Annotated in this window: 21 protein-coding genes; 4 read left to right on the top strand and 17 right to left on the bottom strand. The window is 51.6% G+C overall.

What is annotated here, in order from left to right; genetic code table 11:
• Positions 1 to 179: 179 nt before the first annotated feature.
• The 8 genes from ACFQ03_RS20435 to ACFQ03_RS20400 form a co-directional block, all read right to left on the bottom strand.
• On the bottom strand, positions 180 to 1628 hold the full coding sequence (locus tag ACFQ03_RS20435) for a CoA-acylating methylmalonate-semialdehyde dehydrogenase (RefSeq protein WP_379290561.1): 1449 nt from the start codon (positions 1626 to 1628) through the stop codon (positions 180 to 182).
• 180 nt (positions 1629 to 1808) lie between these two features.
• The gene (gene iolC / locus ACFQ03_RS20430) at positions 1809 to 2810 is read right to left on the bottom strand and encodes a 5-dehydro-2-deoxygluconokinase (RefSeq protein ID WP_379290580.1); all 1002 of its coding nucleotides are present in this window, start codon (positions 2808 to 2810) and stop codon (positions 1809 to 1811) included.
• A gap of 34 nt (positions 2811 to 2844) precedes the next feature.
• The gene (iolB, locus tag ACFQ03_RS20425; RefSeq protein ID WP_379290559.1) at positions 2845 to 3666 is read right to left on the bottom strand and encodes a 5-deoxy-glucuronate isomerase; all 822 of its coding nucleotides are present in this window, start codon (positions 3664 to 3666) and stop codon (positions 2845 to 2847) included.
• A 54-nt stretch (positions 3667 to 3720) separates the two neighbouring features.
• The gene (locus ACFQ03_RS20420) at positions 3721 to 4542 is read right to left on the bottom strand and encodes a carbohydrate ABC transporter permease (RefSeq protein ID WP_379290557.1); all 822 of its coding nucleotides are present in this window, start codon (positions 4540 to 4542) and stop codon (positions 3721 to 3723) included.
• Between the two features lie 3 nt (positions 4543 to 4545).
• Positions 4546 to 5481: a carbohydrate ABC transporter permease gene (locus ACFQ03_RS20415; RefSeq protein WP_379290555.1), complete on the bottom strand. Its 936-nt coding sequence runs from the start codon at positions 5479 to 5481 to the stop codon at positions 4546 to 4548.
• A gap of 63 nt (positions 5482 to 5544) precedes the next feature.
• The gene (locus tag ACFQ03_RS20410) at positions 5545 to 6861 is read right to left on the bottom strand and encodes an ABC transporter substrate-binding protein (protein WP_379290553.1); all 1317 of its coding nucleotides are present in this window, start codon (positions 6859 to 6861) and stop codon (positions 5545 to 5547) included.
• 75 nt (positions 6862 to 6936) lie between these two features.
• Positions 6937 to 8088 carry a diphosphate--fructose-6-phosphate 1-phosphotransferase gene (locus ACFQ03_RS20405; protein WP_379290551.1) on the bottom strand — a complete coding sequence of 384 codons (1152 nt, stop codon included), beginning with the start codon at positions 8086 to 8088 and terminating at the stop codon, positions 6937 to 6939.
• Positions 8089 to 8096: 8 nt separating this feature from the next.
• Complete coding sequence (locus ACFQ03_RS20400; RefSeq protein WP_379290549.1) at positions 8097 to 8885, bottom strand: DeoR/GlpR family DNA-binding transcription regulator; 789 nt, start codon at positions 8883 to 8885, stop codon at positions 8097 to 8099.
• 356 nt (positions 8886 to 9241) lie between these two features.
• Between ACFQ03_RS20400 and tkt the strand changes: the two genes are divergently transcribed.
• A complete protein-coding gene (gene tkt / locus ACFQ03_RS20395) occupies positions 9242 to 11272 on the top strand; it encodes a transketolase (protein WP_379290547.1) in 2031 nt (676 codons plus the stop codon).
• Positions 11269 to 12123, top strand: a complete 855-nt coding sequence (fba, locus tag ACFQ03_RS20390) for a class II fructose-1,6-bisphosphate aldolase (protein ID WP_379290545.1) — start codon at positions 11269 to 11271, stop codon at positions 12121 to 12123. Before tkt ends, fba begins: the two co-directional genes overlap by 4 nt.
• Before the next feature lie 155 nt (positions 12124 to 12278).
• Here the strand turns inward: fba and ACFQ03_RS20385 are convergent, their stop codons facing one another.
• Both ACFQ03_RS20385 and gpr read right to left on the bottom strand, forming a co-directional pair.
• Entirely contained in the window at positions 12279 to 13064 is a 786-nt protein-coding gene (locus ACFQ03_RS20385) for a DeoR/GlpR family DNA-binding transcription regulator (protein ID WP_379290543.1), read from the bottom strand.
• Between the two features lie 396 nt (positions 13065 to 13460).
• Positions 13461 to 14456 carry a GPR endopeptidase gene (gpr, locus tag ACFQ03_RS20380; protein ID WP_379290541.1) on the bottom strand — a complete coding sequence of 332 codons (996 nt, stop codon included), beginning with the start codon at positions 14454 to 14456 and terminating at the stop codon, positions 13461 to 13463.
• A 194-nt stretch (positions 14457 to 14650) separates the two neighbouring features.
• On the opposite strand from gpr, the gene rpsT reads away from it, so the two are divergent.
• The gene (gene rpsT, locus ACFQ03_RS20375; protein WP_144934058.1) at positions 14651 to 14923 is read left to right on the top strand and encodes a 30S ribosomal protein S20; all 273 of its coding nucleotides are present in this window, start codon (positions 14651 to 14653) and stop codon (positions 14921 to 14923) included.
• A 178-nt stretch (positions 14924 to 15101) separates the two neighbouring features.
• On the opposite strand, the gene holA is transcribed toward rpsT, so the two are convergent.
• The 3 genes from holA to ACFQ03_RS20360 all read right to left on the bottom strand — a co-directional run bounded on the left by holA (position 15102) and on the right by ACFQ03_RS20360 (position 18109).
• Positions 15102 to 16121: a DNA polymerase III subunit delta gene (gene holA / locus ACFQ03_RS20370; protein ID WP_150960054.1), complete on the bottom strand. Its 1020-nt coding sequence runs from the start codon at positions 16119 to 16121 to the stop codon at positions 15102 to 15104.
• 219 nt (positions 16122 to 16340) lie between these two features.
• The gene (locus ACFQ03_RS20365; protein WP_379290538.1) at positions 16341 to 17564 is read right to left on the bottom strand and encodes an anti-sigma factor family protein; all 1224 of its coding nucleotides are present in this window, start codon (positions 17562 to 17564) and stop codon (positions 16341 to 16343) included.
• Complete coding sequence (locus ACFQ03_RS20360) at positions 17561 to 18109, bottom strand: RNA polymerase sigma factor (RefSeq protein ID WP_144934052.1); 549 nt, start codon at positions 18107 to 18109, stop codon at positions 17561 to 17563. The genes ACFQ03_RS20365 and ACFQ03_RS20360 overlap by 4 nt, the downstream gene beginning before the upstream one ends.
• A gap of 288 nt (positions 18110 to 18397) precedes the next feature.
• On the opposite strand from ACFQ03_RS20360, the gene ACFQ03_RS20355 reads away from it, so the two are divergent.
• Complete coding sequence (locus ACFQ03_RS20355; protein ID WP_379290536.1) at positions 18398 to 19306, top strand: fumarylacetoacetate hydrolase family protein; 909 nt, start codon at positions 18398 to 18400, stop codon at positions 19304 to 19306.
• Positions 19307 to 19537: 231 nt separating this feature from the next.
• Here the strand turns inward: ACFQ03_RS20355 and ACFQ03_RS20350 are convergent, their stop codons facing one another.
• The 4 genes from ACFQ03_RS20350 to ACFQ03_RS20335 form a co-directional block, all read right to left on the bottom strand.
• Positions 19538 to 21172 (bottom strand): ABC transporter substrate-binding protein, encoded by a 1635-nt coding sequence (locus tag ACFQ03_RS20350; RefSeq protein ID WP_379290534.1) that lies wholly within the window; start codon positions 21170 to 21172, stop codon positions 19538 to 19540.
• A 44-nt stretch (positions 21173 to 21216) separates the two neighbouring features.
• Positions 21217 to 22848 (bottom strand): ABC transporter substrate-binding protein, encoded by a 1632-nt coding sequence (locus ACFQ03_RS20345; RefSeq protein ID WP_379290532.1) that lies wholly within the window; start codon positions 22846 to 22848, stop codon positions 21217 to 21219.
• A gap of 244 nt (positions 22849 to 23092) precedes the next feature.
• A complete protein-coding gene (locus ACFQ03_RS20340) occupies positions 23093 to 23974 on the bottom strand; it encodes a carbohydrate ABC transporter permease (RefSeq protein ID WP_144934044.1) in 882 nt (293 codons plus the stop codon).
• A 12-nt stretch (positions 23975 to 23986) separates the two neighbouring features.
• Complete coding sequence (locus tag ACFQ03_RS20335) at positions 23987 to 24925, bottom strand: ABC transporter permease (protein WP_379290578.1); 939 nt, start codon at positions 24923 to 24925, stop codon at positions 23987 to 23989.
• Positions 24926 to 25186: the final 261 nt, after the last annotated feature.

Here is a 25186-nt window from a genome sequence, read left to right as displayed (position 1 = left end):
GAGAGGAATTGTATACATGGTTATTTTTTTATGGTGCGGACTCCGGAATTAGGGGGCCTAGCCGCTTCTGCTCTTATAATCGGCCTAATCGAATTAACGTGTAAAGAACTTAAATGCGACAAAAACGGACGATAGAATCGTCCGCTTAATCCTTACAAATTATATTGGATCCCACACTCTTAATATCGAGCGACCACCATCTTCTTCCGGGTATAGAACTCCACTCCGTCCTTGCCGTTGGCATGCAGGTCGCCGTAGAACGATTTCTTATAACCGGAGAATGGGAAGAATGCCATCGGCGCCGGGACGCCGACGTTAATTCCGAGCATCCCGGCATCGATATGCTCGCGGAAATAACGGATCGCTTTGGCGCTATCCGTATACAGGCAAGCGCCGTTGGCGAATTCGGACCGGTTGGCGATTTCAACCGCTTCCTCCAGACTTTCCGCGCGCACAATCGACAATACCGGCGCGAAAATTTCGTCGGTCCAGATTTTCATGCCTGTCTGAACGCGGTCGAAAATCGTGGGACCGATAAAATATCCCTGCTCCATAGCAGCCGGGTCCTGCCGTCCGTCCAGAACCAGAACGGCCCCTTCCCTCTCGCCGCTTTCAATATAGCTTAATGTGCGTTCCTTATGAGAAGCTCGAATAACCGGCCCAAGGAACACCCCTTCATCAAGGCCGTTGCCGATGGCGATGCTGCGGGCGGCCTCTGTAAGCCGAGTCACCAGCTCATCCGCAATGTCTCCCACAGCGACTACGACGGATGCGGCCATGCAGCGTTCTCCGGCCGACCCGAATGCGGCGTTGATAATTTCCTTCACGGCCAGATCGAGATTGGCATCCGGCAGAACAATCGAATGGTTCTTCGCCCCGGCCAGAGCCTGTACCCTCTTGCCGCTCGCGGCTGCCGTCTTGTAGACGTACTCCGCTACAGGCTGCGAGCCGACGAACGAAATGGCGCTGACCTGCTCGTTGTTAAGCAGCCCGTTAACGACATCATGTGCGCCGTGAACGATATTCAGCACGCCCGCAGGGAGGCCCGCCTCCGTGAACAGCTCGGCCAGACGGTTGGCCAGCACGGGCGTCCTCTCCGACGGCTTCAGAACGAACGTATTGCCGCAGGCAATGGCGAGCGGAAACATCCAGCACGGCACCATCATCGGGAAATTGAAGGGGGTAATCCCGCCGACGACGCCAAGCGGATAGCGGTGCATATTCGATTCGAGTCCGGTTGCGATGTCCGGCAAGGTGCTCCCCATCATTAAGGAAGGGATGCCCGCTGCAAATTCCACGCACTCGATTCCGCGCAGCACCTCCCCGTAGGCCTCGCTATAGCTCTTGCCGTTCTCCCTGGTCACCATTTCGGCCAGCTCCTGCCAATGCTCTACCAGAATCTGCTGGTATTTGAACATGATCCTCGCCCTGCGGGGTACGGGGACACGGCTCCATTCGGCGTAAGCTTCTGCGGCCGCGGCAACCGCGGAATCCAGATCCTCCCGCGAAGATAAAGGAACCTCCGCCAGCGGTTCTCCCGTTGCCGGGTTAGGGACGATTTCGGTTCGTTCGGAGCGGGCGTCTACCCAACGGCCCGCGACAAAGTTTTTCAGTTTCGTTATCGCCATGTCTCTATTTTCCTCCTAGTCTATTCAGCATAAGTACTGTGCAGCGGCAAGCACATAAGAGGGCGAACCGGCATGCATTGGAAAAATCGGATTCAGAAGCGTCTTCGGCCTAACTCCCCGCTGGTGCCGCTCGAGACGCCAAGGCCGCTTCTCGGCTTTCTATTCTCCGTCCTTCCCGGTTCATGACTCGCGCTGCCCGTATTTGTCAATGACCGCTTGGATTTCATCCGCCGTGGGCATAGCTTCGGAGCTGCTGTGGCTGGAAACGACGATGGATGCGGAAGCGGCGCCGAACTGCTGGCTGCGGGCTATGCTCCATCCGTTCATCAAGCCGTAGATGAAGCCTCCCGCGAACGAATCGCCTGCCCCGAACGTTTTCACCACATTGGCGGGGAAGGTCGTTCCCTTATAGATTTGTCCGTCCGAGGTGAACGCGGTCGAGCCGTCCCCTCCATGCTTGACCAGAACGATCTTGGCCCGATGGGCGAACCACATGTCGGCCGTCTCGCGATCATTCCCTTGTCCGGTTCCGTGAAGGTCTTCCAGCAGATCGAATTCTTCGCGGCCGCCGAGGATGACATCGCTCTTCTCGGCAACGAGCCGGCAGTAAACGCCGGTTTCCGCTTCAGACGTCCAGGTCCACGGGCGATAGTCGATGTCGAAGAATACGACTACATTATGCTTTCTGGCATATTCGAGAGCGACGAACACCGCTTCCCTGGACGGGCTCCGGGCAAGCGCCGTGCCGGAGATCAGAATAGATTTGGAACGGCGGATATACTCTTCGCTCACATCGCCGGGCTCCAGCTTCAAGTCGGCGACATTGTCCCTGTACATCAGAATGCTGCACTCCGTCGGCGATTTGATTTCCGTAAAGGCAAGGCCGGTCACGCTGCCGGATGGATCTGTAATGACATTCGATGTATCGATGCCGCGTTCTTCCAAATAGTTAACGATGAAGCGGCCGTGCTGATCGTTCGCCACTCGCCCGATGAAGCCGGTCTTCAGGCCAAGCCTTGCCAATGCGATCGTAATATTCGCCGGAGAACCGCCGACATACTTGGTAAATGTCCTCGTTTCCTCCATCGGTCTGTGAATCTCGTTAGCGTTCAAATCTATGCATAAACGGCCGACGCCTATGAAGTCGATGGGACGGGTTACGTCAAAAGTAAGCATAGGGATATCAAGCTCCTTTTCACATTTCCATGGGATTATTTCAACCACGAAGCGTGATCCATTCATGTTCGGGATCATTTCGGAATTTCCAGGTCCGGACCGGTCCGGCCATCACATTCAGGTAATACAGATCATATCCCGGCGGGGCCGATACCGGATGATATCCGCGCGGGACCAATACGGCATCCCCATCTTTCACTATCAGCGTTTCATCCAGAGAGCGGTCATCCGTATAGACCCTTTGCACCGCGAAGCCCTGCTCCGGCTCGATCCGGTGATAGTAGGTTTCCTCAAGCAGGGACTCCTCCGGCAAATTCAATTGGTCATGCTTGTGCGGAGGATAGCTGGACCAATGTCCGTTAGGCGTAAATACTTCCACGACCAGCAGGCTGTCGGCCGACTCCGATTCCGGCAAAATATTGTGAATGAGGCGCTGCATGCTGCCGCTTCCCCTCATTTCCACCCCGACATCCCCGGGCTTGATCAATCTGCTTCGGTAAGTGCCTTTGCCCGGGGCGGTGCAGACGGCGAGCTCCAACTCATCGCTTAGAGCCCTCACCTTGTAGAAATTGCCGGACGGCACATAGACCGAGTAAGGGGGCACCCGCTCGAACACGCTCATGCGCTCCCCGATCTCTTCCCATTGCTGATCCTCCGTCGCCACAGAGGCTTTGCCGCTTAGAATGACCAGGCATACTTCTTCGTTTCCGGTTTTTCTTTCCAGCACCTGGCCTTTGGTCAACCGGCAAACCTGAAATCCGACATAATCCCATCCGGCCGATTCACGAGTAATCTCCAGCACTCTGCCGCCGCTGTCGGGATTTGCCGCGCTTTTTACGATAAGTTCGGATGATTTCGTCATTTGCTTACCTACTCCCATAATCTCTTTATAGTTTGGTCTGGTTAACACCGGGGCCTATTTCACGCTTCCGGCCGTCAACCCTTGCAGGAAATATTTCTGTACGAACAGGAAAACAATAACTAGCGGAGCGCTGGCCATGAACGAAAGTGCCATCAACGCATTCCATTCGGTCGTAAATTCGCCGATCAGCATGCCGATGCCGATCGTCAAAGGTCTGACGTTGATCGTGTTGGTCAGTACGACGGCAAATAGAAATTCGTTCCAGGCCAGTATGAACGTATATACTCCTGTAGCAATCAATCCCGGCAGGCTGGGCGGAATGATGATGTAGAAGAATGTTTTGAACGCTCCGCAGCCGTCGATCTTCGCCGCTTCATCCAGCTCCTGCGGGATCGTTGCGATGAAATCGCGCATCATCATGATGGAGAACGGAAGCGCAAAGGACGTATAAGCCAGAATCAAAGCGAAATAGGTATTATACAGACCGGCTCGAGTAATAAACAGGAAATACGGTATGCTTAGCAGCACCATCGGAAACATTTGCGTCAGCAAAATATAGACCAGCGCCGTCTTCTTCCCTTTGAACTTGAAGCGGGAAAATCCGTATCCTGCCAGAGAGGCCAGAAATATACATAGAAACGTCACGGAAAGAGCTATGATATAGCTGTTGACGAACAAACGCAGCAGATCGCGATTTTGCAGAACCGTGCGAAATGCGTCCAGGGTTGGCGTTTCCGGAAATATTTTGAGCGGCATTGCGAATACTTCCGGATTGGGCCTGAGCGAGATGCTGATCATCCAGGCAATGGGAAGCAGCAGAATACTTCCCAGAACCAACAGGGACAAGTACGTGAAGTAGGGACGATGTCTGTGCACGGGTCAGTTCGACTCCTTTCCCAAGGACGTTCTCAAATAGGCGATCGACACGAGAATCATCACGAGCAGCATGAAGATCGCCGTAGCTGAGGCGTACCCGAAATCAAGCGTACGGAAAGCATGCTGATAAATATAGGTAGACAAAATTTCTGTCGCATTCATCGGACCGCCCCCGGTCATGAGGAACACCAGATCGAAGGAGCGGAAATTCCAGATGATTTCCAGAACGGTAACCGTCAGCAGAATGCTCTTGAGCTGAGGCAGGGTGACATAAAATAAGCGGCGGAAAAAGCCTGCCCCGTCCAGGTCGGCGGCCTCGTACAAATCCTTCGGGATCGTCTGCAGCCCGGCCAGTAACATCAGCATCATAAAGGGAAAACCTCTCCATATGTTAGCCAGAATGACTCCGAAGATCGCGGTATGCTCATTGCTCAGCCAAGCCGTCTGGCCCAACTCCTGGAAGCCCAGCGATTGCAAAATCCAGTTCAGCAGACCGAACGGATTCAGAATGAGCATCCATACCGCCGCCACGACAGTGGATGAGGTCAGCCACGGAAACATAAACAGGGACCGCAGTGCGCCCCGCAATTTGGAATGGATCGGCTGATTGAGCAGCAGAGCCAGCGTAAGACCCAGGATGAGCCCGCAGGCCACGCTGACAAAGGTAAACGTCAATGTATTCTTCAGCGCATTCCAGAACAGCGGGTCCTCAAGGAAGGCTCTGTAATTGGCCATTCCGTTATATACGGGATTCGATTTGTCTGTGTAATCGTAGAAGCTCATTTGAATGACTTGAAACAAGGGGTAACCGGTCAGCAAAACGAGCAAGACCATAGCCGGCATAATGAAAGACACTTTACGGAAAAAGTCGGTGACGGCATTGCTGGACGATTGCCGGACGAGCTGCTTACGGTCGGTTTTGGTTAACGAATTACTCACTTGAAGAGACACCCCCTAAGGAAGCTCTGGACAGAGCCTCCTTGTTCTCAGCTTTACTAAAATTTATTTGGCGGCGGCTTTCTCAAAAGCCTTGTTCCAATAAGCGGCTGCATCGTCCAAGGCCTGCTGTGCCGTTTTCTTATCGGTCAGAAAATTCTGAACCTCGATGGTGAACTGCTTGCGCAAGTCGTTGGCTTGCGGCAGGAAATTGTCAATGACTTCGATTCTGTCGAAAGATTCAAATTGGTCAACGAACACTTTCAAATAAGGGTCCTTCTGGAAGAAGTCGTCCTTCATCGTAATTTGGTTGTACGGGAAGAAGTTAGTGGCCTTGTCCCACAGCAATTGGCCTTCGGCGCTTCCCATAAATTCGATGAACTTCCATGCGGCCTCCTTGTTCTTTCCTTTGGAAGCGAGGGTCAATACCGAGCCCTGCGCGATCGTTCCCGTCACTTTGCCCTTGGGCATCGGAACGACACCGAACTCAAGATCGGGGTTTAATTTCTTCTGGATCGCGACCCCCCATGGACCTTCAAACATAAAGGCCACATTGCCGGCGCTGAAGTTGGCCCGCTTTTCTTTCTCGCCGGCGCTCAGCTCGCCCGGGGTAGTCACTTTATGCTCTTTGATTAAACTTTTGTAGAAATTAAGCGCTTCTACGCCTTCCGGACTGTTGAAGGCCGCTTGTCCGTTATCGATGATCTTTCCGCCGGCTTGCAGGATGAAGGGAAAGACCTCATAGGAAATAACGGTCGACGGTTCCGCTACAATGTTGCCGGTCAAGGCGTAACGGTTCTTGGCCGGGTCCGTCAGCTTCTTCGACGCTTCCAGGAATTCCTCCCAGGTCGTAGGCGGCTCGATGTTCGCTTCCTCAAGCAACGTCTTGTTATAGAACAAAGCAATATTTCCATTGGTAATCGGGACGCCATACCTTTTTCCTTTCCAGGGAAGGGACATGGGCCCGTCTATCGCATCCTGGTATTCCTTCGGCAGCTTGTCGATGTATTCGTCGATCGGATCGATGATGCCGGCATCGGCGAATTCCGTTACCCATGCGCCTGAAGCTGTAATGATATCCGGCGGCATGCCGGCCAGATCGAGCGACAGAATTTTATCGTGCTCTTGCGCAAACGGCACATCATCGATAATCAGTTCGATATCCGGATGCTTCTTCTCGAAAGCGGCTTTGACCTCATTGATTTTGTCAGGGCCCTGCTCATTAACCCAGTGCTGCAGCCAGTGGATTTGCGTCCTCCCGTCTTGCTTCGGCGGCTCCGATGCACTGCCTTGGGAATTTTCATTCGACGTGGACAGAGGCGAGCAAGCGGACAAGACTAAAACGAGCGAAAGGATACCGGTAACAGTTTTGCTTTTCGTCATTCTTTCATTCAACTCCCCTTGGAAGGTTCTCAAAAAAGACTTTCACTTACAATCTTAATGAAGGCGTCGAAGAAGTCATAATGAAATCGGTTTCAAGACTTGCCCGTCAACCAAAGGCAGCAAATAATTACGGAACGCCTCAGCGGGCATTTGATTCACGGCATCCCAATAATGGTCCGGAAGCGGCTTCTCTTGGCCGGCTATATTCTTCAGGTCGCTCCAGTCGATTCTGCTCGCGTAGGGCTGATCCGAAAGACGGGTCAAGGCAACCATTCCGCCGGACCGTCCCTCCTCCGCGAATTTGATAGCTTCCGCCCCCAGCCGGTAGGCCTCGGACAAGTCGCATTCGGAAGCCAGACAGCTCATGCTGCGATACAGCGTTCCCGGAGCCGTCACACGTGTCTTAAGCCCCAGCCTGGAACGTATCTCCACCGCCATTTTGCTGCTGATTCCGCCGTTATACCCTTGTCTCGGGTGATTCGGCTTCATGTCCGATTGCAGACCGGAAATCTTGAGATGATCGGGAACGATCATCATGGCGCAGCCGAAGCGTTGATAAGCCTTTTCCACATCCGCCAGCAGGGCTTCCAGGGAAATTTCCTTCTCCGGCAGGTAAACGATCTGCGGGAAATCCTCCTCATTCTGCTTGGCTAAAGCGCTTGCAGCCGCCAACCAGCCCGAATTCCCCCCCATGACCTCGATCAGCTCCACCTTGTCATAGGTTTTCATGGAGACCATATCCATGCCGATCCATTGGACGATATGAGAAACAAACTTTGCGGCGCTGCCGTATCCCGGCGTATGATCGGTTCCATACAGATCATTGTCAATGGTCTTGGGGATGTGAACGAATCGGATGTCTTTGCCGGCTTCCGATGCATACCGGTGCAGCGCCATGACGGTCCGGGACGAGCCGTTCCCGCCAATATAGCAGAAAATCCGCACATTCCGCTCCTCCAGACGATCTACGATCGCCTGCAGGTCTTCCTCGCGAAGCGAATAACGCGACCCGCCCAATACGGCTCCGGGCTGAAGCGAGGCTTGCTCCAATTCTGCCAATTTATCATTAAGAGGAATGAGCCTGTTGTCCAGAATCCCTTCAACGCCGTTGCGGGAGCCGTATATTTCCCGAATCGAATCCGTTCTTATAGCTTGTTCCACCGCGCCTCGCAGTGACATATTAATGACAGGGGTCGGTCCTCCGGATTGCGCAATAACGACATTCATTGTTTCGATCACCCCCTTTCGGCAACGAGAACGCGGCAGCGCTGCTCGATTTCGCGTTTCAAATCCGGATCGATTCCCGAATCCGTAATAATCGTATGCGGCCCCTCCATCGCCGTAATTTGAAATGATGCAATGGCATTCAACTTGGACGAATCCACGAGCCAATAGATTTCTTTCCCCGATCTCGTCAGATGCCTCTTGACATCGGCCTCCAGAAAATCGTTACATGTGAAGCCATGGCTTAACGATACCGCGGTGACACCGATAAATACCTTATCCGCATAGATGTTCGTGAGCGTCTGCTCGATGAACGGACTGACCAGAGTCGTCGTCTTCGAGCGAAACACCCCTCCGACAAGAAATTTCGTGATCCCCTCCTTGTCTTCCAGCTCCTCGGCGATATTTACGGCGGTGACGAACGCGGTCAGACGGCGTCTGCCGTCCAGATGCTTCGCCAACTGGATGGCTGTGGAGCCGGCATCGATAATAATCGTCTCGCCGTCCTCTACAAGCGAGGCCGCCAATTGGCCGATGGCTGTTTTCTGTTCGGTATTTCTGGAATGCTGCTGATGAAAACGATCGTTTAGATAAGTATTGGACACCTCCATCGAGTCCTCCATCCACTGGGCGCCTCCCCGGATTCTGACGACCGAGTGAACGTGGCTCTCCAAATATTCCAAATCCCGGCGAGCCGTCATTTCGGAGATTCGCAAATGCTGAACAATTTCGGAGACGCTCACCGTTTTTTGCTGCTTGAGCATTTCGAGAATAACTTCCTGCCTCTTCTTAGGAATCATTGCATAAACCTCGTCTTCAGCGATGAAATAATATGATCGTTATTGATTTGTTTTTCATTATAAATGATCGTTTTTGGTTTGTAAAGCGCTTTCTATCAAATAAAATTGTTGATATAATGTTGGAAATTGACTAATATTGAGTTGTAATTGATTGTTTAATGATTGTTTTTGAAAGGAAAATAATTCTATAGAGGAGGTGGGCGAATTCCGCCGCCGTAGTTCGGGACGGTTTCGGAAGCTTCTTACAGCTACGCCCTCTGGTTGGCCGCGGAAACGTTTGCAGGCAGTTTGATGGATTGTTATGAATTTGTCGATGCTTTGCTTTTTCAAAAATAACCGACAGGAGGGACAATGGAATGTCCGTCTCTACCCAGATGCTGGATCAATTGGCGGTAAATGCGGTGCGCATGCTTTCTATAGATGCGATAGAGAAAGCGAACTCCGGTCATCCCGGCATGCCTATGGGCGCTGCCCCCATGGCTTATACGCTGTGGACCCGTATTATGAATCAAAGCAATCTTCATCCCCATTGGTTCAACCGGGACCGCTTTGTGCTTTCCGCAGGACATGGATCGATGCTGCTTTACAGCCTTCTTCATTTAAGCGGCTTCGACCTTTCTATGGAGGACATCAAGCAGTTCAGACAATGGGGAAGCAGAACCCCGGGACATCCCGAATTCGGGCATACCCCGGGAGTAGAGGCAACTACCGGCCCTCTGGGCCAAGGAATGGCGATGGCGGTAGGCATGGCCATGGCCGAACGTTATTTGGCCGCGACGTATAACCGGGAAGGGTTCCCGATTATCGACCATTACACCTACGTTCTATGCGGCGACGGCGACTTGATGGAGGGCGTCAGCCAGGAGGCGGCGTCTCTGGCGGGCCATCTGAAGCTCGGACGGTTGATTGTGCTGTACGACTCCAACCGGATTTCCCTCGATGGAGAAACCGGCATGACCTTTACCGAGGATGTTCTTAAACGGTTTGAGGCTTACGGCTGGCAAACGCTTTACGTCGAAGACGGCAATGATCTGGACGCCATCGAAGCGGCCGTCCGGAAAGCTCAGGAAGACCCGCTTCGCCCTGCCCTGATCGAAATCCGGACGATCATCGGCTACGGCAGTCCGAATAAGGGCGGAACGTCGGCGGCCCACGGATCGCCGCTCGGCTCCGATGAGGTACTGCGGGTCCGCGAGCAATACGAATGGCATTTCGAGCCCTTTCACATTCCCCAGGCGGTGCGCGAACACTTTGCCCGGCTCGGCGAAAGAGGCAAGAGGGCGAGGAACGAATGGAATTTGCTGTGGGAGCGTTATGAGAAGGCTTATCCCGAGCTTGCAAGCGAGCTAAGTCTGGCCATGAAGGGAGAGCTGCCGGCTGATTGGGATTCCATGCTTCCATCGTATTCCGCCGAGAGCGGCCCTCTGGCAACGCGCCAGGCTTCGGAGGATATTCTGAATGCGGTCGGAGGGAAAATCAGGTACTTGCTGGGGGGCTCCGCCGACCTGGCCTCGTCCAACAAAACGCTGAACCGGCATTCCGGCGCCTTCCAGGCGGCCGATTACTCGGGTCGCAATATTTGGTACGGGGTTCGCGAGTTTGCTATGGGCTCCATCATGAACGGATTGAGCCTGCATGGCGGGGTCAGAGTCTATGGCGGCACCTTCCTCGTTTTCTCGGATTATATGCGTCCGGCCATACGCCTCGCCGCCCTTATGAAGCAGCCTGTCGTCTTTGTCTTTACGCATGACAGTATCGCCTATGGGGAAGACGGGCCCACCCATCAGCCAATCGAGCATCTTCCGTCCCTGCGGCTGATTCCCGACTTGCTCGTCCTCCGTCCGGCCGATGCCAACGAAACGGCTGCGGCCTATCGTTATGCGTTCTCCCAGAACAGGAGGCCGGCGGCCATGATCCTTACGCGGCAGGACCTGCCCGTTCTGCCGGAAAGCGCCGGGCTAGCCGGCATGCTGGAGCACGGGGCATACGTCGTGCAGGATGCGGATGACGGTCGGCCGGACCTTATCCTGATGGCTTCCGGCTCGGAAGTCCATCTGATCAGCGAGCTCGGCAAAGCGCTCAAGCTCCGCGGCTGCTCCCCCCGCATCGTCAGTATGCCGAGCCGGGAGTTATTCGAGGAGCAATCCCGGGAGTACCGCGATTCGGTTCTTCCCCCTGACGTGAAGGCCCGCATAGCGGTTGAAATGGCCCATCCCTCCGGGTGGGAGCGTTATACGGGAGAGAACGGCCTCATTTTCGGCATCGACCGCTTCGGCGCCTCTGCCCCCGGCGACAGGATGATGAAAGAATACGGATTTACGGTCGAACACCTTCTGCCGCAAATTCTAGCCTATATGTCAAAACAATTAGCTGGAGGTAAACTATGAATTTAGTTCCCATAACCCAAATGCTGGCCCAAGCCAAAAGAGAACAGTATGCGATAGGCCATTTTAATTTGATTAACCTGGAATTTACCCAGGCGATTGCCGAAACGGCGAACGAAGAGCAGGCTCCCGTCATCTTCGGGGTCGGCGAAGCAACCATCCGCTATATGGGCCTGGATTATGTAGTATCCATTGCCCGAACGGCCGCCAACCGGGTCGATGTGCCCGTCGCCCTGCATCTGGATCACGGAAGCAGCTTTGAGGTTGTGCTGCAGTGCATCCGGGCCGGATTCTCCTCCGTCATGTTCGACGGCTCGCACTATTCGCTTGAAGAGAACATAAGTCTGACGAGAAAGGTCGTCGAGGCGGCCCACGCCGTTGGTGTTTCCGTAGAAGGGGAGTTGGGAACGATCGGGGGAACGGAGGATGACATCACTGTCGAGGAGAAGGATGTACAGCTTCCGAAGCCGGAAGAAGCCATCCATTTCTGGAGAGAAACCGGGGTGGACGCTTTGGCCGTTGCGGTCGGCACGGCACACGGCATGTATAAATCGGAGCCCAAGATCCGCTGCGATATCATCTCAGAAACCGCAGCCCATGTGGATGCCGCTCTGGTGCTGCACGGCGGCTCCGGCATCCCCGACGAATCCATCCGGAATGCGATCATGGCCGGCGTATCCAAAATCAATGTAAATACCGAGAACCAAATGGCGTTCACCGGAAAAATCCGCGAGCTCCTGGCTGGAGATCCCCGGCTCTTCGACGCCCGCGGCTATTTGGGCCCGGCGCGGGAAGCCGTCAAGGAAACCGTGCGCGATAAAATCCGCCTGTTCGGCTGCAGCGGAAAGGCTTAAACCCTCATTCCCCCAGCCAATTAATTGGACTCCGGATCTATTCAACAGAGAAGCCCCCATGCTTGAGATAAGCATCGGGGGCTTCGGCTTATGTACCGCAACCGCTAATTCAGTTCACGGGATGCTCCACGGAGTCATTCAGGGATATGCCCGCCTCACGATCCGGCAACCAGAATACGGCAATGCTGTTCCCATTCCCGCCTCATCTCGGGATCGATGCCCGAATCCGTAATAATGGTATGCGAGCGCTCGATGCCCGAAATTTGAAACGATGCAATGTAATTCAGCTTGGAAGAATCCGCAAGCCAGTAAATTTCTTTGCCCGATTTCGTCAGATGCTTCTTGACATCGGCCTCCAGAAAATCGTTGCAGGTGAAGCCATGGCTTAACGACACTCCGGTAACGCCGATAAACACCTTATCCGCATAGATATTGGTCAGGGTCTGCTCGATGAACGGGCTGACCAGTGTCGTCGTCTTGGAACGAAAGACTCCTCCGATAAGCACTTTCATAATCTCTTCTTTGGTCTCCAGCTCTTCGGCAATATTCACCGCGGTAACGAATGCGGTCAAACGGCGCTTGCCGTCCAAATGTTTAGCCAGTTGGATGGCCGTAGAGCCGGCATCGATAATTATCGTCTCGTCGTCCTCTACGAGCGAGGCCGCCAATTGGCCGATCGCTATCTTCTCCCGGGTATTCTTGGAGTACTGCTGCCGGAAACGGTCATTGAGATAGGTGGAAGAGGCCTCCAGCGGTTCTTCCCTCCACTGGGCTCCCCCGCGGATTCTGACAATCGAATCGCTGTTTTTCTCAAGGTATTCCAGATCGCGGCGGGCCGTAATTTCCGAAATTTGGAATTGCTCGACAATTTCGGAAACGCTCACTGTTTTTTGCCGCTTGAGCATTTCAATAATGGCTTCGTGCCTTTTCCTGGGAATCATTTCATTATCCCTCATTATTTATGTATTGAGTGGCAATTTTGCTGGAATCTATCATCGATTGATTATCATTATAATACATTCTCTTGAGGTTTTGCAGATTAGTTCCTATTCTATCCTTCTAATTTATCCTTTATTAACCGCCCCCGGAACTTCTCCTTCTTCCGTAATCTTCCGTTCACAAAATACAGCGTAATTGCGGACATAATCATCAAGATGACAGAATAGACGAGATTTATGAGAAATTTTCCATATCAGTAGTATGCATAGCGTTCCGTTTCATTGATATCAACCGACCAATCCAACCTCAGATCCGGCAGTTCTAATGTGATAAAAAAAGAAGCAGAGCTTCAATCCGCTCCGCTTCTACATCTGTTTCTGCTTAAGCTTCCGTATTCATCAATGGGTATAGGCCGAAACATTCTCCATATCGACAGCCTCATGCAAGGCGGCATTGAGGCCGCTGGCGATGATATGGGCGATATCTTCGATAAATTGATCGATTTCCTTGGGAGTGACTAACAGATCATGCCCGAGCGGAGCGAGAACCTCCTTCACCAGCTGCAGCCGCTCCTGTTCCTGCAGTTGGTCAAGCATACCGAGAATTTGCCCGGTCTGATCCGTCAACCGGTGGAAATGGCTGGCCATAAGATCAATGCTGTTATTGACTATCGTTGAAGCATACACTACAGTCGGAACGCCTATGGCGATAACGGGAACCCCGAGGATCTCCTCCGTCAAACCCTTCCGCTTGTTTCCAATCCCCGATCCCGGATGTATTCCGGTGTCGGCAATTTGGATGGTCGTATTTACACGCTCCAATGACCTTGAAGCCAGCGCATCGATCGCGATTACGAGGTCCGGCTTAGTCATCTCTACAATCCCTTTAACAATTTCGCTGCTCTCAATGCCGGTTATCCCGAGCACTCCCGGAGCCACCGCGCTTACCTGACGGTAACCCGGACTCACTTGATCCGGAATCAGCTCGAAATAGTGGCGCGTCACCAAACAATTCTCAACCACAAGCGGCCCTAGAGAGTCCGGCGTTACGTTCCAGTTGCCCAGCCCGATAATGAGCACCTTATGCTCCTTTGTCACGCCGATTTCTTGGAGAAAAGCCGCAAACTCCTGAGCAAGCTTCGTTGTAACGCGGTTTTGCAGGTCACTATCATTCTCCCTCAGCTTAGGCACTTCAATTGTTATATATTGACCGGGAAGCTTGCCGATGGCCTGGCCGGCTTCGGGAGATGCTACCTTGATTTTAGTAATGCGGATACCTTCGTGCTCATCCGTTTCCGACTCCAGGCCCGGAATATTATCACCAAGCTCATTGGCGGCCATTTCCTTTGCTTCCAACGCTAGATCGGTTCTAACCGAATAGGCGCTTAAATCCATTCTCTCGAATCTCCCTTCAAAGCATCTGTTGGCTGTCCAATTTTTCCTATTGTGTCTTAAACTTGATTCTATTATGCAGCGGCACGTTCGCTATTGATTTTTGCCCGGCACCGTGATAAAATATTGAAAGTTGTCAAGAAACTTGGGTGAACCACTTGATCGAACTGGTTTTCTGGAACTAGGAGGTGAATGCAATGCCAAATATTAAATCCGCTATTAAACGGGTTAAAACGAACGAAAAGCGTCGTTTGCAGAACGCTTCCCAAAAGTCCGCACTCCGTACGGCAGTGAAAGCTTTTGAGCAAGCAGCTAACAGCAACAACGTGGAGAACGCTCAACAAACCCTGAAGGTTGCCATTAAAAAATTAGACAAGGCAGTAACCAAAGGCCTGATTCATAAAAATGCAGCCAACCGCAAGAAATCTCGCCTGGCGAAAAAGTTTAACGAAATCAGTGCACAAGCTTAATGCGTAACCGCTTCGCAAGAAGCAGCTTACCCTTAATAAAACGAGCAAAGTCCAAAGACTTCTTAATCGAAGCCCTTTGGACTTTTTTAATAGATGAGCCGGCGGCCGGCAGGCCCCTGATCGTTGCAGGGGCACGCGTTGAGCAATCCTCCCACCCTGCCCATATCCTTGTTGACCGCTAGACGGCCATATTCAGCAGCAGAAGCTCCAATCCGAAGCTCTTATCGATTTGACCGCTCTTCATCTGATAATCCAGATCCGCAAGCCTGGACAGGATCCGGTTAAGCCGGTTGACATCATATTTCCTCGCTTGCTCCGCCGCCAGTTTAACCGCATAAGGATGAGCCCCGACAGCTCCGGCAATCTGCTGATGAGAATAACCGGTCTGAACCAGCTCCTTCACCTGGGCGATCAATCTGTACTGCCGCGCCATTAAAGCGACAATCTTGATCGGCTCTTCTTTCTGCTTATATAAATCCTGCAGAATCTCCAGAGCTTTCCCCGTATTCATCTTGACCAATTCGTCAATCAGAATGAAGACGTTCTGCTCCGTCGTCCGGGCCACCATCTGTTCCACCAGGTCTGCCGTCACTTCTCCCCCGCTGCCCACGTACAGCGACAGCTTGTCCAGCTCCATGGCGAGACTCTGCAAATCCGTGCCGCCGTACAGCAAGAACTTCTCCAAGGCGCCGGAACCGAAGGTCATTCCGAGACGATTGGCCCTGCGTGCTGCCCAATCAGCCAGCTCCTCGGCCGTCAAGGTCTGGAACGCCAGCAGGCATTTGCGTTCCTTGAGAGCTTTGACGAGCTTCTTCCTCTCGTCCAGCTTCTCGGCGTCGACAACCAGGATGAGGACGGTATAATCGACAGGATTTTTCAAATATTCAATCAGCCGCTCCAATCGGTGCTCCACCTTGGAGTTCTCTTTCGCCCCGGTCAGAAATTGGGCATTCTCCGCGATGATCACTTTCTTGGGTACGAGAAAAGGGACCGTCTCCGAATCGTCGAGAACTACATCAAGCGGAGTTTCGTTAAGATCATAGCGGGTCACCGCAAACTCTTCATGCTCGGGCTCCACCAGCTTCCCCAGCATGAACCGGATGAATTCGCGGCGACGGAACACTTCGGGGCCGTAGCAAACATAAACGGGCATCAGCTTGCCCTGTTCAATCTCCTTGACTATCGATCTGTAATCCATGCTCCCACCTCAAAGTTCATCATAACAGCAACAAAGGGAAGACGTCAAAATCCATGGATTTTGCGTCTTCCCTTTGTCCCAATGGACTGCTGTGTATATAAACACCTGGGTGAAGGCTCTAGAAACCTTCCCCCGGGCGGCCTAACCGCATCAGGTCCATTCCGGATACCGTTTTACTATACTATATGTCCACCGGTCGCTCCTTGTGCGCAAAATGGGCTAATTTTTTGCTTCGGTTTGTTCGAGGATATCTACAGTATAGCTGGTCGTTCCCGACTCTGATTCGACTTCGTAAATCAACTGGCGATCGTCCAGCCATTTCACCAGACGCAATTGATCTTCCGGCTTCCACTCACGGACCGATTTGAACAGCAGATTGCCCTCCGTATCCTTCACTGTTACTCTCCGGTCCTCAATCACCGCAACAGAGCTTCCATCGGGGGAAGGAAGCTCCTCCGCTCCCATAGACATGCTGCCAAAGCCGTATTGGCCGGCATCCGCTTCGCTCGCTTCACCCGCTAATGACTTCTCGACGATGGGAGCCTGCTCCGTAGAATCGGACAGCTCATCCCGCTCCGCTTCCGCCGGAGGCGTATCCTGACCGTAAGATGACTTTTCCTTCATCTCCTGAACTCCGTCTTGACTTGTCAGGTTATCCGGAACTTGTTGGCTGGCCGCAAAGTCCGGTCCTTCCTGTTGATCCATCTTCGGTTCAGGCTCCGCAGGCGGGTTATCCCGCGGCAGCTTGGCAGCCGGATCATTCTTCTCCTGCTGCTGATTCCGCATCCCGGTAATGCTCCGCTCCTGCAGCCCTATCTCGGGTTCTTCCTCCAACTTATTCTGTTGACTGGTATCCGTATCGGGAGAAGGCGTCTCTGCCGGAGCAGGCCCGATCTCCTTCGATAGATCGCCCATAACCGGTGATTGGTGACCTTCGCTCTCTTGTTGTTGTGATGAGGAACTCGTACCGGCATCAGATTCAGATTGGGCAGGAAGATGATACGTGCGGCTCGCTTCCTCCCTAAGCGGTAAATCGGCGCGCTGAGTACCGGTCTCGGGCAGGTCAAAGATATAAATTCCCAGGGCAATTCCCGCCGCGGCAACTCCGCTGACCGCGGTCCACAGCAGCCTTCGAGGTCTCTTCCCTGTTGTACGGGGCTTCGCTGAAATCTCGGGGCGGCCGTGCAGCCCGGGTTCCGCCTGTTGGGGATTCGCTGCCGGCTCCAACTCCATAAGCTTGGGCAGGATGGAATCGACAATACCAATCGGGGGCGTAACCTCCGGAAGAGACTCCAGCCCGGCGGACAATTTCTCGAGCATCTGCAATTGCGCCGCGCAGCTTTCACACTGTTCGGTATGGGTAAACAGCTTGATCTCTTCTTCCGGCGACAAATCCGAATCCAGATGTCTCTGCAGCAGTTCTTCCACCTCATGGCATTTCATCCTCGAACACCCCCTTTCTGATATTCTTGGAGGTAAATTTGAAGCTGCTTTCTGGCCCTGAACAAATAAGATTTAACCGTATTAATGGGCAAATCAAGGGATTCGGCTATTTCGTTATAAGAAAAATGCTGTAAATAACGCAGCACAACGACTGTGCGATGATGTTCCGGCAGCTTGTTGATCGCTTCTTGGATATCCTTCGCTACATATTGGGATACAACCTCATCTTCAACGTTATCCGCTGCATGGAAGTCCAATTCGTGCTCGTCAATGGATACCGCGGGCCTGGCTTTTCGGAACTTATCCATGCAAAGATTGGTTACAATCCGCTGGACCCATGTTTTGAAAAGCGCCTTTTCCTCATATGTGTGAATTTTCGTATAAATTCTAATTAGAGCTTCCTGCGAAGCATCCAAGGCGTCCTCCTGGTTGCCTAAAATATAGTAGGCCGTTCGGTAAACATGAGTTTCTATTTCGCGCAAAAGAGTTATCAGAGCGTCGCGATCGCCCGCTTGAGCAGCTTGGATCAATTCTGGCGATACCAAGTCTGGGATCCCCCTCCCTTGCATACATATAGACGGCGTGCCGCCGCAAAATGTTGCATTCTACGAAAACTAATTATCCGGCATGCTAGTTTATTCATTATGGACCTATATAGAATACCAGATTTAAGGGAGACATCCTATAGTCTTCGGCCATCTGGCAGTGATATTTTGGAAGAAAGGAAGATTGACCCCTATAGGCGGCCATGTTACGATTAGTAAAGTTGTTCCATTTTGGGAAAATAGTTTTAGCCCATTGAACATTACTCAAACTGTGGGAGGTTCAACTTAATGAAACTGTTAACTTTCAGGCTTGATGGGGAGTATCGTTTAGGAGTAAAGACAGAGGCAGGGGTCATCGACGTGCAGGCGGCAGCCGCTCATAGCGGTTATAATGATAACAAGCTTCCCGCCACAATTATGGATGCGATTACATGGGGCGAGGATGCGGTCAGCGCTATATCGAAGCTAATCGAGACCGTCGCTTCCAAGGGTGAAGACCAGCCCTACCTGCTGGACGAGAGCAAGCTGGAATTTGGTCCCTGTGTCACTCACCCTAACAAAATTATTTGTGTAGGCTTGAACTACCGCAAGCATGCGGAAGAGACGAATGCGCCTATCCCGAAATATCCTATCTTATTTAATAAGTTTAATAATACGCTGACCGGACATGGTCATGATGTCACACTGCCTAAGGTAAGCACGAAGGTGGATTACGAAGCCGAGCTTGTCATCGTCATCGGCAAGAAGACGAAGGATGTTTCCAAGGAGCAGGCTTTGTCCCATGTATTCGGCTACTGCAATGTCAACGATTTGTCGGCTCGCGATCTGCAGCTCCGTACCCCCCAGTGGCTCCTGGGCAAAACATGCGACGACTTCAGTCCGCTCGGCCCTTACCTGGTCACTTCCGATGAAGTCGGAAATCCGAATGATTTGAAAATTGAATGCTATGTTAACGGAGAAGTGCGTCAAAGCTCCAATACGGCAGATATGATTTTCCATTGTGACGAGATCGTCAGCTATATCTCCCAATATATGACGCTGGAGCCCGGAGACATTATTCTGACCGGAACTCCGGAAGGTGTCGTGCTCGGTTATCCGGAAGACAAGCAGGTTTATCTGCAGGATGGCGATACAGTCACTATTCAAATCGAGAAACTGGGTCAATTGACCAACCGTATGGTCGCCGAAAAGCACTGATTCTCATCGGTTTTCGGTCATTTTAGGCAAAATGGAGAGCTTCTCCAAATTGTACCGAGCGTAAGCCAATTACCGAAGCGGGTAACGATGAAAGAGTAAGAGCGAGTGTTAGTGGAAATTTGTCCGCTAGCCTCGCTCTTTTTTAGAATCCATTTGATGCTTTGTCGGTTAAGAACAGCCGATTCGCCTGATTTTGTCCGAATAGGACTTTATGATTTCGTTTAAACAAGTTCACTTGGAGCCCTGCATATACCTTTCGTATCCCGAGCGGTAGATCCTCATATATTCGTCCAGCCCCATCTGCTTCAAAGTGCTGACATAACTATCCCATTCGTTGAAGGAAACCGAGCCGTTAATGAATCTGGCTACCATTTCATCCACATAGGGATGAATGTCCGCACTCAGAATCGACATTCTCTCCGTTTCCTCCTGGGTATAGGTGAATGGCGGCCATATTTCCTTGACTACGTATGGCCTCACTCTTTCTGCCGCCTCTATCGACTCGGGCAGGCTTTCCGAGCCTTTAAAGTACTTTTTGGTAACAAAGCCCGGATAGCTGCCTCCCAGCCAAACGACATATTTGCTGAGCTCCTGCTCGAATGTCCTGCCGCTCTTGTTGTTAAGAATCGAGTCGGTGTAGACCACTTCACCGTCCGGAGTTTCAACGTAGGACTCTCCTTCTATGCCCATGAAGAACATTTTGCTGCCCTCATCGCCGAAGAAATAATCGATCCAACGAACCGTTGCTTCCGGATAGGGATTGCGATCTGTGATGACGAACGCGCCCACATGGATCAAAGGAGTCTTGACGTGGGAGTACAGGCGGTCGCCATGAGGGCCCTCCAGCACGGGAAGCCCTACGTATCCGGTCTGGTTCATTAAGGTGAAGGGAGAGGGAACCAGCAGCGAACCGTAGACCCCTCTTGTACCGTTAGCATATAACGCGCTGCTTTTGACGGTGAAAATATCTTTCTCCAACAGCCCTTCCGCATAGAGCTTGTGAACATACTGCAGCAATTCTTTATAACGCGGATCGGCAGGGATAAAGCGAAGCTCGTTCGTTTCCGGATCCATATCCACCCTGGAATGGCCCATCCCCCGGTTTCCCAGCCCCCAGGCTCCCTTAAGGTGATTGAGGAGAGCACTCGTGCCGACAGATCCGTAAGGAATTTCATCCGCCTTGCCATTGCCGTTCAGGTCCGTCTCTTTAACCGCCTTCAAATACTGATAAAACTCCTCCGTCGTTTCCGGCGGTTCCATGCCCAGCTTGTCCAGCCAATCCGCCTTGACCCACAATGGATAACCGATCAGCATGGACATAAAATCGGGATCATAGAAGGAAGGAAACGAATATATATTTCCATCCGCCATCGTCAGCCCTTTGCGAATTTCCGGATATTTCTCCAGCAGCCGCTTGAAATTGGGGGCATATTCGTCAATCAGATCATTCAGGCGGATGAAAACCCCTTGCTGACCATACCGGAGCAGATCGGCCGAGCTCAGACGGGACGTCATGAACGCATCCGGATAGTCCCCGTCCGCCAATACCAGATTTCTCCTCGAAGATAACTGGTCGAACGGAACCATCTGAAATTGCGTATGAATTTGCGTCATTCTCTCATATTCTTGCCAGATTCTTACCTGATTCCAATCGGGGTGAGAGGTAGGAGATTTACCTGCAAAAATATGCAAAGTAATCGGCTCTTTAACAATAGGCATGCCTGTAAGGTTAACCAGATCCGCTCCAGTCATGCCCGACCGGTCACCCGCCTTATCCCGCGGCTTCGAATCATTATCGCACGAGAGAAGGACTCCGGACAGCAGAACTGTTATGGCCAGCCCCGCCGCATATCTTTGTTTTGTCATACCATCTCGGCCTCCCCGATTGCTGTCTTTCAACGGATGTCTGTTTATTTATTGTATCTTTCGTAGGCTTGTTTGTACACTCGCATGTATTCTTCCAGCCCCATCTTCTCAACGGTCTTGACATAGTTATCCCATTCACTGAATGGCATGGAACCGTTGATGAATTTCGCTTCCGCTTCATTGACGTAGGAAGTGATATCCTTACCGATCGAAGACATGAATTCGGTTTCTTCCTCCGTATAGTTGAAGTTGTTCCAAATCTCCGGCACTCTGTGAGGCTCGGCTTTCTCGCCAGTGGCTATGGATTCGGGAAGGGTTTCCGAACCTTTGAAATATTGCTCCTTGACATATCCGGGATAGCTGCCGCCCAGCCAGGTAAAATATTTCGCCAGCGCCTGGTCATAGGTCAGGCCATTCGGATTGTTTGTAATCTCGTCAACGTACTCCAGCTTGCCATCGGCCGTCTCTTTATAAGTGACATCCTTCTGTCCCATGAAGTAGAATCGGGCTCCTTCTTCGCCGAAGAAATGATCCATCCAGCGGACCGTTGCTTCCGGATGCTTGTTCTTATCGGTAATGGCAAAAGCTCCGATATGAACCATAGGGACTTTAATATGAGTGTACATCTGGTCTCCATGCGGCCCTTTAAGAGCACCCAGTCCGACATAACCGTCCTGGTTCATTAATGTTTTCGGATTGGGCATAATGGTGGAGCCGAATGTCCCTTCTCCCCCTTTGGCATACAGATTGCTTGACTTGATAGTGAAAATTTCACTGTCAATCAGCCCTTCCTGATAAAGCTTATGCACATATTCCAGCAATTCCTTGTACTTCGGATCCGTCTTGATGAACCGGAGCTCATTCGTTTCCGGATCGACATCCACAAATTTATGGCCTAAACCGCGATTCCCCAGGCCCCAGGCCCCTTTGAGATGATCGAGCAAAGGCCCGATACCCGCACCGCTGAATGGAATTTCATCCGCTTGTCCGTTACCGTTTAAATCCGTTTCCTTAACGGCCTTCAAGTATTGATAGAACTCCTCGGTCGTTTGCGGCTCGGACATATTTAATTTTTCCAGCCACTCCTGCTTGATCCACAGCGGAGTTCCAATCAGCATCGGCAGAAAATCCGGGTCGTAGAAGGACGGGAAGGAATAAATGTTGCCGTCCGGCATCGTCAGTCCTTTCCTCAGATCCGGATAGGTGTCCAGCAGCTTCTTGAAATTCGGAGCATATTCGTCGATCAGGTCATTCAATTTAATGAAAACCCCTTGCTGACCGTACCTCATCAAATCGGCCGAGCCTAACCGGGCGGAATAGAAAGCATCGGGATAATCTCCGCCGGCCAGGATCAGATTTCTCTTTTCCGTCAGGCTGTCAAACGGGATCAGGTCGAATTTGATTTTCATATTGGACATTTTCTCATATTCGCTCCATACGAGCGTCTCTTCAAACTTATTGCCGTTAGTGGCCGATTTACCGGTAAAGAACGTCAGCTCAATGGGCTCATTGACAATGGGAAAGCCCGTTTTGTTCAGATTGGCGACTTCCGCGCCTCCCTCTGCACCTTTATTTCCGGCGTTCCCGCCGTTATCATTGCCTCCACAGCCTGACAATAAGCCGGCGCCGAGAGACGCGGTCAGCGCTACTGAAGTCCATTTACTCCATTTGTTCATGTTAGTTTCCTCCCTTTTTATGTTTGAATCTTGGGTTGTATCCCCGGCATTAAAGCCTCGCATCCTTGCTAGCCCTAGCGCCAGTGATCTATGAATAATCCCGCAAAGTGACGTATGGCCTTCGAAGAGCATCCGTCTGCATCCTGATAAGGTCGGCGTCCAGCTTTCCTCTAAGCGCGGTCGCTCCTCTTGGCTTGGCTTCGAATAAGATTTATACGGCACTTTACGGAAAGCCCAATCCAGGTCAGCCTTTAATGGCCCCAATCATAACTCCTTTGACAAAATACTTCTGCAAGAAAGGATACAGCAGCAGAATCGGAAGATTGGCCACAATAACAATCGCGTATTTGATCGCCTCCGCATCCATCAGGCTGTTGGATAACGAATCCGCACTGATATCGAGCATTTCCTGCATCTGCCCCTGTACCAGAATCTCCCGGAGGAAGAGCTGCAGCGGATATTTGGCGCGATCGGTCAAGTAGATCAAAGCCGTGAAATACGAATTCCAGTGTCCGACGCTGTAGAATAGAATCATGACCGCTATGATCGGCATAGACAAGGGCAGAACGATGCGCGTCAGAATTTGCATGTTTGTGCATCCGTCAATGGAGGCCGCCTCCTGCATCTCATAAGGAATCCCGTTCTGGAAAAACGTTCTCATGATCAGAATGTTCCAAACCGAGACGGCTCCGGGAATGACCATAACCCAGAAGGAGTTGAGCATGCCCAGGTTTTTGATCAACAGGTAAGTAGGAATCATTCCTCCGCTGAAGAACATCGTGAAGACGATCATGGCCGTGAACGTATTGCGCAGCATAAAGTCTTTGCGGGACAAAGGATATGCCGCCGCGACCGTCATCACCAAATTGATGGCGGTTCCAATGACGGTGTAGAGAATGGTGTTCCAATATCCCATCAGGATTTCCTTGTTCGCGAACACGCGCTTGTAGCCTACCCAGGTCAGATCCTTGGGCCATAGCCATACTTCTCCCCGCATAACGGCTCCCGGGCTGCTGATAGAAGCGATCACGACAAAGAAAAGAGGATAAAGGACAATGATCGATATAATAATGAGAAGAGAATAATTGATGATGTTAAATATCCGGTCCTGTGTTGTCTCTACCATCTGGCTGCCTCCCTACCAAAGACTCGTCTCATTGACCTTCCGGGCAATGAAGTTGACTGTAATCAGCATTATGAAATTGATAACGGAATTGAACAATCCGACCGCTGCCGAGAAGCTGTATTGCGCTCCGAGAATACCGCTGCGGTAAACATGCGTCGATATAACGTCGGATGCCGGCATATTCAAGTCGTTCTGCATCAAGAAGACCTTCTCGAAGCCGACGCTGAGGACGGAACCCATGTTCAGAATGAGCAAAATCACGATGGTGGGCATAATTCCCGGAATATTGATGTGCCATATTCTCTGCAGCCGGCTGGCGCCGTCCACCCGGGCCGCTTCATGCAATTGCGGATCGATCCCCGACAATGCGGCCAGATAAATAATCGAGCTCCAGCCCATATGCTGCCACACGCCGGAAAACACATAAATCGTCTTAAACCAGCCCGGCTGGGTCATAAAGGAAATCGGATCTCCGCCGAACGCTTTAATTATTTGGTTAACGAGCCCGCTTTGCGGAGACAGGAAAATAAGAACCATTCCGACTATGACGACGGTTGATAGAAAGTGTGGAGCATACGTAACCGTTTGCACGAACCTCCGATAAGTTTTCGACCGAACCTCATTAATCATCAAGGCCAGAAGGATCGGCACGGGAAAACCGACTGCCAGCTCGTACAATCCGATTCCCAAGGTGTTCTTGATCAGCCGCCAGAAATAATAGCTGTCAAAGAAACGCTCAAAATGCTTGAAACCTACCCAAGGACTCCCCCATATTCCTTTAGTCGCGATAAAATCCTTGAAAGCAATCTGCACGCCGTACATCGGAAAATACTGGAAAACGGCAAAATAAATGACGACGGGCAGAAATAAAACATATAAGCTCCAGTTTCTTCTTAAATTTTTTAGGACTTGTGAAGCGAATGATTTTTTGGTACGGTTGGTCGTGTTCATTCGTAGTGATGCTTGTTCCAAATTGCGATTCACCTGCTTTCGTAGTTTTGCGGAGCTGCCGATAAGCCCGATCATAAGTGAAACAGGGTTAAAATTGAATTTACACTTTATTAGATTCCTTGATTTTTTTTAGATTCCAATGGAAAGGCAGGGTTATAAAAAACGGCTAAACTCCGCCATTTTACGCGAAAAAACAGCAAATAGCCCCACAAATGACGCATACCGTTCGAAGCTTATTCCATGCTCACCCTGAACGATACC

Origin of the sequence: Paenibacillus residui, from assembly GCF_042677205.1 — a bacterium.
Classification (GTDB): domain Bacteria; phylum Bacillota; class Bacilli; order Paenibacillales; family NBRC-103111; genus Paenibacillus_L; species Paenibacillus_L residui.
The sequence above is the reverse complement of the archived record's forward strand: the minus strand, read 5'-3'. Positions and strand labels throughout refer to the sequence as shown.

Excerpts from the sequence above, each read along its gene's own strand:
- ACFQ03_RS20435 (WP_379290561.1), bottom strand. The coding sequence starts at position 1,628 with ATGGCGATAACGAAACTGAAAAACTTTGTCGCGGGCCGTTGGGTAGAC.
- iolB (WP_379290559.1), bottom strand. The coding sequence starts at position 3,666 with ATGACGAAATCATCCGAACTTATCGTAAAAAGCGCGGCAAATCCCGAC.
- ACFQ03_RS20410 (WP_379290553.1), bottom strand. The coding sequence starts at position 6,861 with ATGACGAAAAGCAAAACTGTTACCGGTATCCTTTCGCTCGTTTTAGTC.
- ACFQ03_RS20405 (WP_379290551.1), bottom strand. The coding sequence starts at position 8,088 with ATGAATGTCGTTATTGCGCAATCCGGAGGACCGACCCCTGTCATTAAT.
- ACFQ03_RS20400 (WP_379290549.1), bottom strand. The coding sequence starts at position 8,885 with ATGATTCCTAAGAAGAGGCAGGAAGTTATTCTCGAAATGCTCAAGCAG.
- tkt (WP_379290547.1), top strand. The coding sequence starts at position 9,242 with ATGTCCGTCTCTACCCAGATGCTGGATCAATTGGCGGTAAATGCGGTG.
- fba (WP_379290545.1), top strand. The coding sequence starts at position 11,269 with ATGAATTTAGTTCCCATAACCCAAATGCTGGCCCAAGCCAAAAGAGAA.
- ACFQ03_RS20385 (WP_379290543.1), bottom strand. The coding sequence starts at position 13,064 with ATGATTCCCAGGAAAAGGCACGAAGCCATTATTGAAATGCTCAAGCGG.
- gpr (WP_379290541.1), bottom strand. The coding sequence starts at position 14,456 with ATGGATTTAAGCGCCTATTCGGTTAGAACCGATCTAGCGTTGGAAGCA.
- rpsT (WP_144934058.1), top strand. The coding sequence starts at position 14,651 with ATGCCAAATATTAAATCCGCTATTAAACGGGTTAAAACGAACGAAAAG.
- holA (WP_150960054.1), bottom strand. The coding sequence starts at position 16,121 with ATGGATTACAGATCGATAGTCAAGGAGATTGAACAGGGCAAGCTGATG.
- ACFQ03_RS20365 (WP_379290538.1), bottom strand. The coding sequence starts at position 17,564 with ATGAAATGCCATGAGGTGGAAGAACTGCTGCAGAGACATCTGGATTCG.
- ACFQ03_RS20355 (WP_379290536.1), top strand. The coding sequence starts at position 18,398 with ATGAAACTGTTAACTTTCAGGCTTGATGGGGAGTATCGTTTAGGAGTA.
- ACFQ03_RS20350 (WP_379290534.1), bottom strand. The coding sequence starts at position 21,172 with ATGACAAAACAAAGATATGCGGCGGGGCTGGCCATAACAGTTCTGCTG.
- ACFQ03_RS20345 (WP_379290532.1), bottom strand. The coding sequence starts at position 22,848 with ATGAACAAATGGAGTAAATGGACTTCAGTAGCGCTGACCGCGTCTCTC.
- ACFQ03_RS20340 (WP_144934044.1), bottom strand. The coding sequence starts at position 23,974 with ATGGTAGAGACAACACAGGACCGGATATTTAACATCATCAATTATTCT.
- ACFQ03_RS20335 (WP_379290578.1), bottom strand. The coding sequence starts at position 24,925 with ATGAACACGACCAACCGTACCAAAAAATCATTCGCTTCACAAGTCCTA.